Source organism: Nocardia sp. NPDC052566 (genome assembly GCF_044547285.1).
GTDB lineage: Bacteria > Actinomycetota > Actinomycetes > Mycobacteriales > Mycobacteriaceae > Nocardia.
Map to the genome: position 1 here is coordinate 1,033,595 of NZ_JBIUAF010000001.1, position 14,110 is coordinate 1,047,704.

A 14,110-nucleotide genomic window follows, 5' to 3' on the forward strand; every position below is an offset into this window, starting at 1 on the left:
ACACGGTGTCTCCACGGACGCTATCGGGACGATATCGGGGTGCGGAATGATCGAAATCAATCAACGGAAGTCGATCTCGGCACAGCCGAGAAATTCGAGGAATCGAGTTTCATGAATTCCATCGTTCCCATCGCTGTTGTCGGATATTCGTGCCGGCTCCCAGGAGCCGATGATCCCGCGCGGTTCTGGCGGCTGCTCGTCGCGGGCCAGGACGCGATCACCGAGGTGCCCGCGCAGCGCTGGGAGCGCGGTGCGGCCGGTGCGGCCCGCGGCGGATTCCTCGGCGATCCGAGCCTGTTCGATGCCGACTTCTTCGGAATCTCACCGCGCGAGGCCGCGGCCATGGACCCGCAGCAGCGGCTCGCGCTCGAATTGGGCTGGGAGGCAGTGGAACACGCCGGTGTCGTGCCCGCCGGCCTGTCCGGCACCCGGACCGGCGTGTTCATCGGTGCCGCGCTCGACGACTACGCCGTGCTCCGCGGCAGGCTCGGTCCGGCGGGCATCACCGCCCACACCACCACCGGCACCCTGCGCAGCATGATCGCGAATCGGCTGTCCTACCTGCTCGGTGCGCGCGGGCCGAGCCAGATCGTCGACACCGGGCAGTCCTCGGCGCTCGTCGCGGTGCACCAGGCGTGCGAGAGCCTGCGCGCGGGCGAATGCACCGCGGCGCTGGCGGGCGGGGTGACGCTCAACCTCACCGCGGACACCGCGCTGGCACTGGCCGCCGCGGGCGCGCTCTCCCCGGACGGGCGCAGCTACACCTTCGACGCGCGGGCCAACGGATATGTGCGTGGCGAGGGCGGTGCGCTCGTCCTGCTGAAGACGCTCGATCAGGCTGTGGCAGACGGGGATCGCGTGCGCTGCGTGATCCGTGGCTCCGCGATCAACAACGGCGCGGCCGCGGCCGGGCTCACCGTTCCCGAGACGGAGGTCCAGCGCGAGGTCATCGAGCTCGCGTACCGGCGCTCCGGCATCGCCGCACGGGACGTGCACTATGTCGAATTGCACGGCACCGGAACGGCGGTCGGCGATCCGGTGGAGGCGGCCGCGCTCGGTGCGGCGCTCGGCGCCCACCGGCCGGATGACCGGCCGCTGCGCGTCGGATCGGTCAAGACGAACATCGGGCACCTGGAGGGCGCGGCGGGTGTGGCCGGGCTGCTGAAAGTGATTCTCGCGCTGGAGAACGAGGCGCTGCCCGCCAGCCTCAACTACGCGACACCGAATCCGGCCATCCCGCTGGACCGGCTCAACCTGCGGGTCCAGCGGGAACTGACGCCGTGGCCCGCGACGGGCGAACCACGGATCGCCGGGGTGAGCGCGTTCGGGCTCGGCGGCACCAACGCGCACCTGATCGTGGCGGAGGCGCCGCGCGGCGAGAGCGGGGCTGTCCACGGCGATCCGGCGACGCCGGTGCTGTGGCCGTTGTCCGCACGCGGCCCGGAAGCGCTGCGGGACCAGGCTTCCCGGCTGCACGCCTATCTGACGGCACGTCCGGGGCACACGCCCGCCGATGTCGGCTGGTCGCTGCTCACCGGTCGCACCGCCTTCGACCACCGCGCGGTGCTCGCCGGACGTGACCGCGACACGCTGATGCGCGGGCTTGCCGCGCTGGCACACGGGGATACCGACGCCGCCCTCGTCGCGGGCACCGCGGGTACGTCGAGCGGGGTGGTCTTCGCCTTTCCCGGCCGGATGTCGCAGTGCTCGACGGTAGCCGGGTTGCTCGACGAGGCGCCTGCCTTCGCGGCGCGAATGGCGGAGTGCGAGCGCGCGTTTCGGGCGTATGTGGATTGGTCGCTGGACGGGGTGCTCCGTGGTGACCCCGATGCGCCCGGTATGGACCGGATCGATGTGGCACAGCCGGTGTCGTTCGCCGTCGCGGTATCCCTTGCCGCGCTGTGGCGTTCGTACGGTGTGGTGCCCGCGGCGGTGGTCGGTCACGGTCAGGGGGAGATCGCCGCGGCCTGCGTGGCGGGCGCGCTGTCGCTGGAGGACGGCGCGCGGCTGGTCGCGTCCGGCAGCCGGGCGCTCGGGGGACTGGTCGGAATCGGCGGTCTGCTGGCCGTCGCCACACCGCTCGGCGAGCTGTCGCGTCGCCTGACCACGTGGGACGGGAGCACATGGGACGGGATCACGGTCGCCGAAATCAACGCGCCGGGATCGATTGTCGTCTCGGGTGATTCGGCGGCACTGGATCGGTTCGGCGCCAAGTTGTCGGACGACGGGATCGTGTCGTGGCGCGTGCCCGGTGTGGCGTTCGCCGGTCATCCGGCCGATCTCGAACCGGTGCGCGCCGAGTTGCTGGACGCCTTCGCCGCGGTGACACCGTTGCCGTGCGAGGTACCGCTGTATTCGACGGTCACCGGCGGCCTGGTGGATCCGGTCGCGCTGGACGGCGGGTATTGGTTCCGAAATCTGTGTGAGCCGGTGGAATTCGCGGCCGCCGTGTCGACCGCGCTGCACAACGGCCACACCAACTTCCTCGAGATCGGTCCGGACGCGGCACTGACCGACCCGCTGCGGGAAGCGGTGCGGCGGGCCGGTGTGCCGGGTTGTGTCACGGGCACTCTCGATTCGGCGAACAGTGGGCTCGATGGGTTCGTCACGGCGCTCGCGACCGTGCAGGCTCACGGCATTTCGATCGATGCCGATGCGGTGTTCGCGGGCTCCGGCGCGCGCCGAATCGACCTGCCGACGTATGCCTTTCAACGGCGGCGCCACTGGCTGGCCGAGGCACCCGCCGCGCCTGTTGCCGCGTCGCCGGTTGCCGAGGCATTCGCAATGCCCGGCGAAGGGTCCGCAGTCGGCGAGGTGCCTGCCGCGCGGGGTGCGGTTTCCCTGGTTGACGAGGAGCCTGCCGTGCCCGGCGAGGTGTCTTCGACCGGCGAGGCGCCGGTCGCGCCGGGTGCAGCTTCGCTGGCTGGCGAGGTGTCCGCCGTGCCGGGCGAAGCGCGCCTGGTTGATGGGGAGCCTGCCGTCGTGCCCGGCGGAGCGCATCCGGTCGGTGTGGATCTTGTGGTGCCCGGCGAAGTGGCTTCGAGTGGCGGGGAAGCCGTCGTGCTCGGACCGGGTGCGGATGTCGCGGCGCTGGTCCGATCGGAAGTGGCACGGGTGCTCGGCCATGACGACGCGGCCGCGGTACCGGCCGCGCGCACCTTCAAGGAGCTCGGTCTCGACTCCCGGATGGGTGCGGAACTGAGCGACGTCCTGTTCCGCCGGACGGGCGTACGCCTGTCCGGCACACTGATTTTCGACCATCCGACGCCCGACGGCCTGATCAGCTATCTGCGCCGCGCGCTGAAGCGCGCGGCGACGGCGCCGCCCGCCGTCGAGCCGCAGGCGGTGCCGGAACCGAGCCGTCCGGTGCCTGCGGTGGCCGACGCCGACGATCCGGTCGTCATCGTCGGCATGGCCTGCCGGTTACCCGCGGGCATCGGCTCACCGGAGCAGCTGTGGCAGGCGGTGGCCGACGGCGTGGACGCCATCGCCGACGCGCCCGCCGACCGCGGCTGGGATATGGACGGCGGCGTGCCGCGCGGCGGATTTCTGGACGGGGCGGCGGATTTCGACGCCGAGTTCTTCGGCATCAGCCCGCGCGAGGCCACCGCGATGGATCCCCAGCAGCGGCTACTGCTCGAAACGGTATGGGAGGCACTGGAGTACGCCGGAATTCGGCCCGACGGCCTGCGGGCTGCCCCGGCGGGGGTGTACGTCGGCGGTACCGCGATGGAATACGGCCCCCGGTTGCACGAGCCGGTCGATGGCACCGACGGTCTGCGGCTGACCGGAACGGCCGCGAGCGTGATGTCTGGGCGCATCGCGTACGCGCTCGGGCTGGCGGGCCCCGCCGTGACCGTGGACACCGCGTGCTCGTCGTCGCTGGTGGCGCTGCATCTGGCGGTGCGCGCGCTGCGCGGTGGCGAGTGCTCGCTCGCGCTGGCAGGCGGCGTCACGGTGATGTCGACGCCGGGCATGTTCGTCGAGTTCGGGCGCCAGCGCGGCCTGGCGCCCGACGGGCGGTGCAAATCCTTCGCCGACGCCGCCGACGGGACGGGCTGGTCGGAGGGAGTGGGAATGCTTGTGCTGCAGCGCTTGTCGGATGCGGTGGCGGACGGTCGCCGGGTGCTGGCGGTGGTGCGTGGTTCGGCGGTGAATCAGGATGGTGCGTCGAATGGTTTGACCGCGCCGAATGGTCCTGCGCAGCAGCGGGTTATTCGTGCGGCGCTGGCCGATGCGGGGTTGTCGGCGGCGGATGTGGATGTGGTCGAGGCGCACGGGACCGGTACCAGGCTCGGCGATCCGATCGAGGCCCAGGCATTGCTGGCGACGTACGGGCAGGCGCGATCGGCCGGGCGGCCACTGTGGCTGGGGTCGCTGAAGTCGAACATCGGGCACACCCAAGCGGCCGCCGGTGTGGCGGGCGTGATCAAGATGGTGCAGGCCATGCGCCACGGTGTGCTGCCGCGCACGCTGCACGCGGAGGTGCCGTCCAGTCAGGTGGATTGGGCCTCGGGCTCGATCCGGTTGCTGTCGGAGCCGCGCGGGTGGCCGCGACGCGAGCGGCCGCGCCGGGCGGCGGTGTCGTCCTTCGGTATCAGCGGAACCAATGCGCACGTCATCCTCGAGCACCCCGAAAGTCATGACGTGGCCACCGAATCGGCGCCAAGGCCGGTCGGCGAGCCGATGCCGTGGGTGCTGTCGGCCGGGAACGAGCCGGCGCTGGCCGCGCTGGCCGGGCGGCTGGCCGACACCGCCGCCGACCGGGAGCCGGTCGATATCGGCTGGTCGTTGGTGCGCACCCGGGCCGATCTCGGGTGCCGCAGTGTGATTCTGGGCCACGGTCGGGACGAACTTCGCGCGGGACTGCGGGCCGTCGCCGAGCGGCGGTCGACGGCCGGGGTCGTGCACGGGCGGCCGATATCGGCGAACCCGGTCTTCGTCTTCTCCGGCGAGGGCTCGCAGTGGACCGGCATGGCCAGGGAACTGCTGGAGACCTCGCCCGCTTTCGCGGCACGGATGGCACAGTGCGAGGCGGCGCTCGCGCCGTACACGGACTGGTCGTTGCTCGCGGTGCTCCGCGGCGCGGACGGTGCACCGTCGCCGGACCGTGTCGACGTCGGGCAGCCGGTGCTCTTCGCGGTGAGCGTTTCGCTTGCCGCGCTGTGGGAGTCGTACGGTGTCCGGCCCGCCGCGGTGCTCGGGCACTCCCGCGGCGAGATCGCCGCGGCCTGCGTCGCGGGCATGCTCACGCTGAGCGAGGCGGCAAAGCTGATCGCGACACGGGGACGGCTGCTCGCCGACTCCGGGCTGGCCGGACATGGCGCGATGGTGTGGGCGGCAATGACTCCCGAGCGGGCGAGCGACCGGCTCACCGACGGGCTCGACATCGCCGCGGTGAACGCGCCCGCCTCCCTGCTCGTCGCCGGTGACCCCGCCGAACTGGCCGCGTTCACCGAGGCATGCGCCGCCGACGGCATCCGCACCCGAAAGAGCGTCTCGGACTTCGCCTTCCATTCGGCGCAGATGAAGACCGTCGCCGACGACCTCGCCGCCGCGGTCGCGCCCATCGCGCCGACCGCGGCGCAGATCCCCTTCTTCTCCAGCGTCACCGGCGGCCCGCTCGACGCCGACGCCGTCGATGCGGAGCACTGGCGCCGAAATCTGCGCGACACGGTGCGGTTCGACGCCGCCGTCCGTGCGCTGCTCGCGGGCGGACACCAGTTGTTCGTCGAGGTGAGCCCGCATCCGGTGCTGATCACCGCCATCGAGGAAACCGCGGAGGAACTCCGCACGCCGATCGCGACCGTCGCCACGCTGACCCGCGACGCGGGCGATCGCGCCCGCCTGCTCACCAGCCTCGCCACCGCGTACGTACACGGCGCCCCGGTCGATTGGACCGGTGTCTTCGCCGGGGCGGGCGCGCGCGTCGTCGACCTGCCGACGTATCCGTTTCAGCGGCAGCGGTATTGGCTCGATTCCGGCACGGCGGCCGCGACCGATCCGCTGGCGGCCGGGCAGCGCCGAGCGGGACATCCGCTGCTTGCCGCCGCGGTCGACGTCGCTGCGGACGGCACGGTCGTACTGACCGGCCGCCTGTCCCGGACGACGCACCCGTGGCTTGTCGATCACGCGATCGATGGCGCGGTGCTGCTCCCCGGTACGGCGCTGGTCGAACTCGCTCTGCGTGCGGGCCAGGAGATCGGCTGCGCGCTGGTCGAGGAGCTGGTGTCGCACGCACCGCTGATACTGCCTGTTACGGAAGCGATTTCGGTGCAGGTGGTGATCGACGCCAGCGGCGGCGGGCGGCGGCGGATCGGCATCTTCTCCCGGGCCGACGACCGGCCGGCGGGCGAGTGGACGCGGCACGCGGAGGCGACGCTGGCCGCCGCGGATCGTGATCGCCCGGATTTCGCGCCGATGGCCTGGCCACCGGCCGACGCCGAGGAGATCCCCCTGGACGAGTGTTACGCGGGACTTTTCGATCGCGGATACGACTACGGGCCCGCGTTCCAGGGGTTGCGCGCCGCGTGGCGGCGGGGCGCGGAGCTGTTCGCCGACGTGGAGCTGCCCGCCGCGGCGTCGGCGGCCGACGGCTACTGCGGGGTGCATCCGGCAGTTCTCGACGCCGCCGTCCAAACCACCTTGCTGCCGGGCGGTTTCGACGATGGCCTCGCGGTGCCCTTCGCCTGGACCGGGATTCGGCGGTGGGCGCGGGGCGGGTCCGCGCTGCGCGTCCGGGTCGCGCGCGTGGGCGACGACACCGTGGCGGTGACCGTCACCGATCCGCGAGGAGAACCCGTGCTGACGATCGACGGCCTGACGTTGCGTCCGTTTGCCGCCGGGCAGCTGTCCGCTGCTGCGGGCGACCACGGTCTGTACGAAGTGCAATGGGTCCCAACGGAACCGGGCTCCCATACGTCCGTGACGGAGTGGGCCGGTGCGGCCACCCCGGCGGTGACCGACGGCGCGGTGCTGCTCGACACCCGGACGAGCGGCCGTGGCCCCGGGTCGGCCGAGGCCGCCGCGGCGACGGTCCGCCGGGTGCTGGATGTGGTGCAGCAGTGGGTAAGTGCCGCGCGATTCGACGGATCCCGGCTGGTGGTGGTGACCGCCGGTGCGGTGGGGCCGGTCGTGTCGGATATCGCCGGGTCCGCGGTGTGGGGCTTGGTGCGTTCGGCCCAGTCGGAGTTTCCCGGGCGGTTCGTGCTCATCGATGTGGACGACACCTCGGGGCCGCTCGGGCTGCTGGATGCGCGTGAGGCTGCGGGGCTGCCGGACGAGCGTGGGGCTGCGGGGCTGCCGGACGAGCGTGGGGTGTTGCGGCTGCCCGATGGCGAGGAGCAGCTGATGGTGCGTGCCGGTCAGGTGTCGGCCGCTCGGCTGAGTCCTGTTGCGGCAGTGGCGGAGTCGACAACAGACGGGCTCGGTGACGGTGCGGTGCTCATCACCGGCGGCACCGGCGCCCTCGGTGCGCTGCTGGCGCGGCACGTGGTCCGGCGGTGGGGTGTGCGGCACGTGGTGCTGCTGTCGCGCCGCGGTCCGTCGGCACCCGGTGCGGCCGATCTGGTGGCGGAGTTGGCGGAGCTCGGCGCGCGCGCCGATGTGGTGGCCTGCGATGTCTCGGATCGAGCGGCGCTCGCGGCCGCGGTGGATGCCGCGCCGCCGCTGTCGGCGGTGGTGCACGCGGCCGGTGTGCTGCGCGACGTCACCCTCACCGGAATGTCGGCCGCCGATCTGGACGCGGTCTTCGAAGCAAAAGCATTGTCGGCGTGGTATTTACACGAGCTGACGGCCGATCGGGAGCTGTCCGCGTTCGTGCTGTTCTCCTCGGTGATGGGTGTGCTCGGCGGCGCGGGTCAGGCGAATTACGCGGCGGCGAACGCGTTTCTGGACGGCCTGGCGGTGGCGCGACAGGCAGCGGGACTGCCCGCGGTATCGATGGCGTGGGGTATGTGGGCCGCCGAAGGCGGTATGACGGGCGGATTGTCGGCGGCGGACCGGCGGCGGATGGCGCGTGGCGGCGTCGTCGCAATGCCGGACGATCAGGCGCTCGCGCTGTTCGACACGGCCCTTGTGAGCGGGCGTGCCGCCGTCGCGCCGATGGGCGTCGACCTGACAGCCCGGCGCCGCGGCGCGGTGGACCCGCCGCCGATCTGGCGTGGCATGGTCGACACCACCCGCCCGGTCGCGGCCGAGGCGGCGGCGACCGACCTGCGGCAGCGCTTGGCCGCCGTGCCGCTGGCGGAGGACCGCGAGCGGCTGGTGGCGGATCTCGTGCGCGCGGAGGTCGCGGCCGTGCTCGGGCACCCGCATCCCGAATCCATCGAATTGCCCCGGGCATTCAAGGAACTCGGATTCGACTCGCTGCTCTCGATCGACTTGCGCAATCGTCTCATCCGAGCGACCGGTATGCGGCTGCCTTCGACGCTCGTCTTCGACCATCCACGCCCGGACGCGATCGTCGCGTATCTGCTCGGCGTGGTGAGCGCCACCGAAAGGACCGGAATCGACACCGGGAAAGTCCGCGCGGATCGGCGTCCGACCCCTGCTGTGGTCGACGAGGACGGGGTGGACGAGTTGGGCATCGCGGAATTGATTTCGCTGGTACGTGAGGGGGTCGAGTGATGGGTTCGCAGGTGAGCGCAGGTGCTGAGGAGTTGGTCGGTGCCCTTCGGGATGCGGCGCGTGAGGTGGTGCGGCTGCGCGGGCAGTTGGCCGCGGCCAGGGAGCCTGTGGCGATTGTCGGGATGGGATGCCGATTGCCGGGTGGTGTGGTGTCGGCGGAGGGGTTGTGGGATCTGGTGTCGTCGGGCGGCGATGGGGTGTCGGGCTTTCCGACGGATCGTGGGTGGGATCTAGGGAGTTTGTTCGATTCGGATGCGGATCGGGCGGGCTGTTCGTATGTGCGCGAGGGTGGGTTCTTAGCTGACGTGGCTGGGTTCGACGCGGAGTTCTTCGGTGTGTCGCCGCGTGAGGCGTTGGTGATGGATCCGCAGCAGCGGTTGTTGCTGGAGGTTGCGTGGGAGGCGGTGGAGGGGGCGGGTATTGATCCGTTGTCGTTGCGCGGATCCAAGACCGGTGTCTATGCCGGCGCGATGTATCACGACTACGAACCGAGCCTGCTCGATCGGCTGCCCGCCGTGGAGGGGCAGCGGATCGCCGCCGCGACGAGCGTGCTGTCGGGGCGGGTGTCGTTCGTGCTCGGGCTGGAAGGCCCCGCGGTGACGCTGGATACGGCGTGCTCGTCGTCGCTGGTGGCGTTGCACCTTGCGGCGCAGGCGCTTCGGCGCGGTGAATGCGACCTCGCCCTGGCGGGCGGCACGACCGTGCTGGCCAGGCCGTCGGTCTACGTCGATTTCAGCAGGCAGCGCGCGCTGGCCGCCGACGGGCGCTGCAAGGCGTTCGGCGCGGCGGCCGACGGCACCGGCTGGTCCGAGGGCGTCGGCGTGCTGCTACTGGAGCGGTTGTCGGATGCGGTGGCCAACGGTCGCCGGGTGCTGGCGGTGGTGCGTGGTTCGGCGGTGAATCAGGATGGTGCGTCGAATGGTTTGACCGCGCCGAATGGTCCTGCGCAGCAGCGGGTTATTCGTGCGGCGCTGGCCGATGCGGGGTTGTCGGCGGCGGATGTGGATGTGGTCGAGGCGCACGGGACCGGTACCAGGCTCGGCGATCCGATCGAGGCGCACGCCCTGCTCGCCACCTACGGGCAGGACCGGCCCGTCGAACGGCCGCTCCGGTTGGGGTCGTTGAAGTCGAATATCGGGCACGCGCAGGCGGCCGCCGGGGTGGCGGGCGTGATCAAGATGGTGCAGGCGATGCGCCACGAGGTATTGCCGCGCACGCTGTATGCGGAGGAGCCCTCGCCCTACATCGATTGGGATTCCGGCGCTGTTTCGCTGCTGACCGAGGCGGCCGACTGGCCGAAGGGGGAGCGGCCGCGGCGGGCGGCGGTGTCCTCGTTCGGGATCAGTGGCACCAATGCCCATGTCGTACTGGAGGAACCGAGCGCCGAAGCGCTCGGACCCGAGGACGACGGCGCGACCGCGGCGACGCCGGGCGATGTGCTGTGGCCGATCTCGGCGGGCAGCGAAGAGGCATTGCGGCAGCAGGCGCAGCGCCTGCACGCCCATCTGCTCGGCCGATCAGCCTGGTGGGCAAGCGATGTCGGCATCTCCCTCGCGACAACGCGCGCGGCCCTCCGGCACCGCGCCGTGGTGCTCGGCGACGACCGCGACGGCCTGCTCGGCGAGTTGGCGGCACTCGCCGCCGGGGGCAGCAGCGCCCGGATCATCTGTGGCACACCGGCCGACGGCGATCTCGCCTTCCTGTTCACCGGGCAGGGCGCGCAGCGAACGGGGATGGGCCGCGGGCTCGCTGCCCGGTTCCCGGTGTTCGCGGCGGCGGTGGACGAGATCTGCGCGCTGTTCGGTGACCGGCTCGGCAGGCCGCTGCGCGCGGTGCTCGACGCCGAGGAACCGGAGCTGCTCGACCGGACGATCTTCACGCAGGCGAGCCTGTTCACCTTCGAGGTCGCGCTCTATCGCCTGGTGCGGCACTTCGGCATTCGGCCACAGCGGGTGGCCGGGCATTCGATCGGTGAGATCGCCGCGGCCCATGTCGCCGGTGTGTTCTCCCTCGAGGACGCGGTCACCCTGGTCGCCGCGCGCGGCAGGCTGATGCAGGAACTGCCGGAGGGCGGCGCGATGGTTTCGGTCCTGGCCACCGAGGACGAGGTGGCCGAGTTGCTGGCCGGGCGGGCGGACCGCGTCGGCATCGCCGCGGTGAACGGGCCGCGGTCGCTGGTGATTTCCGGCGACGCCGAGGTGGTGGCCGGGATCGCGGCGGAGCTGTCCGCGCGCGGGCACAAGACCCGTGAGCTGCGGACCGGCCGGGCCTTCCACTCGCCGCTGATGGCGCCGATGCTGGACGAATTCGCCACCGTCGCAGGGACTCTGACCTATCACGCGCCGACCGTTCCGCTGGTGTCGACGGTGACCGGTGACGCGGCGGGGCGCGACATCCGCTCGCCCGGTTACTGGGTTCGGCACGCGCGCGAGGCGGTGCGGTTCGGTGACGCCGTTCGCCACCTGTACGACCGTGGCGTGCGCACCTGTCTGGAAATCGGGCCGGACGCCGTCCTTTCCGCCCTCGCCGAGGAGTCTCTCACCGAAGCGGAAACGCGGACTTGCGAATTCGTGCCGGTGCTGCGGAAGAATCTGTCCGAGGAGCGGTCGCTGTCCACCGCGCTGGCCCGGTTGCGAGTTCGCGGCATCGAGCCGGACTGGACCGCGCTGTACCCCGGCGCACGGCGGGTCGACCTGCCGACCTATGCCTTCGAGCACAAGCGTTATTGGCCGGACGCCGCGTCCGGCGGCGGCGCGGCCGGGCTCGGGCTCGATGACACCGGCCACCCGCTGCTGGGTGCGGTTGTGCGCCAGGCGGAGACGGATTCGGTGCTGCTGACCGGGCGGATCTCACGCGACGCGCATCCGTGGCTGAACGACCACCGGGTCCGGGATCGGATCGTCTTCCCCGGCGCGGGGCTGGTCGAACTCGCGCTGGCCGCGGCCGAGCGGGTCGGCGCCGACACCATCGCGGAGCTGACCATGACGGCTGCGCTGACGGTGCCCGAGCACGGCGCGGTAGACGTCCAGGTCTTCGTCGCCGAGGCCGGGGAGGACGGGCGGCGAGCACTGACCGTGCACGCCAGGCCCGCGCACCGGGACGCGACCGACGAGTGGACCAGGATCGCGGTCGGCGCGGTCGCCACCGATGCGGCGGACGAGATCGAGATCCCCGCCGTGTGGCCGCCCGCCGACGCCGCGGCGGTCGATCTGGCCGGGTGGTATGACGTGCTCGACGCGAGCGGGCTCACCTACGGCCCCGCATTCCGGTGCCTGCGTGCGGCCTGGCGTCGCGGGGCGGAGATCTTCGCCGAAGTCGCACTGCCCGAGGAAGAGTCGGCGCGGGCCAAGGCCTTCGGCCTGCACCCGATTCTGCTCGACGCGGCGCTGCACACCCTCGGACTCGGCGCGCTTCCGGCCGCCGAACAGGCGCAGGTGCCGTTCGCGTGGACCGGCGTGCGGCGCCGCGCCACCGGGCCCTCGGCGCTGCGGGTGCACGTGGTGCCGGTCGGCGCGGCGGCGGTCGCGCTCACCGTGACCGATCCGGCGGGGCGGCTGGTCGCCTCCGTGGCCTCGCTGAGCGTGCGGCCGCTGAACGCCGAGCGGCTCGGCCCAGCCGACGATTCGCTGCTCGCGCTGCGATGGGTACCGGTCGCTGTCGAGCCGCCCGCGGGGTCCGTCGCCTGGACCGTGGTCGGTGACGATCTCGGGCTGATCGACGAGCTGATCGCCGCCGGGTGCGCGGTCGACGCGTACACCGATGTCGACGAGCTGGCCGCCGCGATCGACGCGGGCGCGACGGCGCCGGACGCGGTGCTCGTTCCGTTCGCCGCGAGCGCGGGCGAGGTGACCGCGGCGGCGCGCACCGCTTGCCACCGTGCCCTGGTAATGGCTCGAAAATGGCTGTCGGACAGCAGGTTCGGTGCGGCTCGGATGATCGTCGTCACGCGGGGCGCCGTGGCCGCAGAGCCCGGCGAGACCGTCACCGATCTGGCCGCGGCCAGCGTCAGGGGCCTGCTGCTGTCGGCCCATACCGAGAACCCGGACCGCTTCGCGCTGGTCGACCTGGACACCGACGCGCGGTCGCACCGTGCCCTGTCCCACGTGCTCGCGGCCGGTGAGCCGCAATGCGCGCTGCGCGCCGGGGCGCTGCTCGGTGCGCGGCTCGCGGTGGCCGAGACGGCAGCCGGTCCGCGAGAGCAGCTGCCCGCGCACGGCACGGTGCTCGTCACCGGTGCGACGGGTGCGCTGGGGCGGCTCTTCGCCCGCCATCTGGTGACCGAATACGGTGTCCGACGGCTGCTGCTCGTCAGCCGTCGCGGTGCACGGGCGGCCGGAATCGAGGACCTGCGCGCCGAGCTGACCGAGCTCGGCGCGGAGGTCACCGTCGCGGCCTGCGATGTGGCCGATCGGGCGGCGCTGGCCGCGACGCTGGCGCGGATCCCGGCCGAGCATCCGCTGACCGCGGTGATCCACGCGGCGGGTGTCCTCGACGACGGCGTCGTCGGCGCGCTCACCGCCGAGCGGGTCGACGCCGTGCTGCGGCCCAAGGTGGATGCCGCGTGGCATCTGCACGAGCTCACCCGCGACGCCGATCTGCACGCGTTCGTGCTGTTCTCCTCTGTCGCGGGCATATTCGGCACGGCGGGCCAGGGCAACTACGCCGCCGCCAACGCCTTCCTGGACGCACTCGCGCGACACAGGAACGCACAGGGGCTGGCGGGCATCTCGCTCGGCTGGGGTGCGTGGGCGCAGCGCGGTATGGCGGCCGCACTCGGTGCGGCCGAGCGCGCGCGCACGGCCCGCGCCGGTATCGGCGCGTTGACCGACGCGGACGGCCTGCGGTTGTTCGATATCGCGCTGGGCCAGGAAGTGCCGTACCTCGCGCCGATGCTGGTCGATCGCGCCGCGACAGTCGGCGAGCCACCACCGTTGCTGCGCGGGCTGATTCGGCCGCGCGGTGCGGCGAAACGGGACGGGGCCGACGGTGATTTCCTGCGGCGCGTCGCCGCGCTGACGCCGGTGAAACAGGAGCAGGCGCTGCTGGCGCTTGTCCGCGCGGAAGTGGCGGCCGTACTGGACTATTCGAGCACAGGACGGGTGCGGGACGGCCAGACCTTCACCGAGCTCGGCGCGGATTCGCTGAGCGCGCTGGAACTGCGCAACCGGCTCAATACCGTGACCGGGCTTCGGCTTTCGCCGACCGTCCTGTTCGACCATCCGACGCCCGCCGAACTCGCCCGCCTGCTGCGCGAGGAGCTGTTCGCTACCGTGACCGAGGACGAGGAGTTCGACGAGGCCCGCTTCCGCAGGGACCTCGCGGCGGTGCCGATCGGCACGCTCCGCGCGGCCGGATTGCTGGAAGGGCTGCTCGCCCTGGTGGATTCGCGCACTCCGCCGTCGGTGGTCGACGTGGATCAGTTGGGGGTCGCCGAGTTGATTTCGTTGGCGCGTTCGGGGGTCGAGCGGTGAGGAGTTCGCAG

Annotated in this window: 2 protein-coding genes; both read left to right on the top strand. The window is 72.0% G+C overall.

Annotated features, from left to right (window positions below; all coding sequences use genetic code 11):
* Positions 1 to 111 precede the first annotated feature (111 nt).
* Positions 112 to 8,628 carry a type I polyketide synthase gene (locus tag ACIG5A_RS04395; RefSeq protein WP_397237597.1) on the top strand — a complete coding sequence of 2,839 codons (8,517 nt, stop codon included), beginning with the start codon at positions 112 to 114 and terminating at the stop codon, positions 8,626 to 8,628.
* 11 nt (positions 8,629 to 8,639) lie between these two features.
* Positions 8,640 to 14,099, top strand: a complete 5,460-nt coding sequence (locus ACIG5A_RS04400) for a type I polyketide synthase (protein WP_397237599.1) — start codon at positions 8,640 to 8,642, stop codon at positions 14,097 to 14,099.
* The last annotated feature ends 11 nt before the right edge of the window (positions 14,100 to 14,110 follow it).

What these genes read in the sequence shown, in the direction of transcription:
- ACIG5A_RS04395 (WP_397237597.1), top strand. Translation starts at nt 112, where the DNA reads ATGAATTCCATCGTTCCCATCGCTGTTGTCGGATATTCGTGCCGGCTC.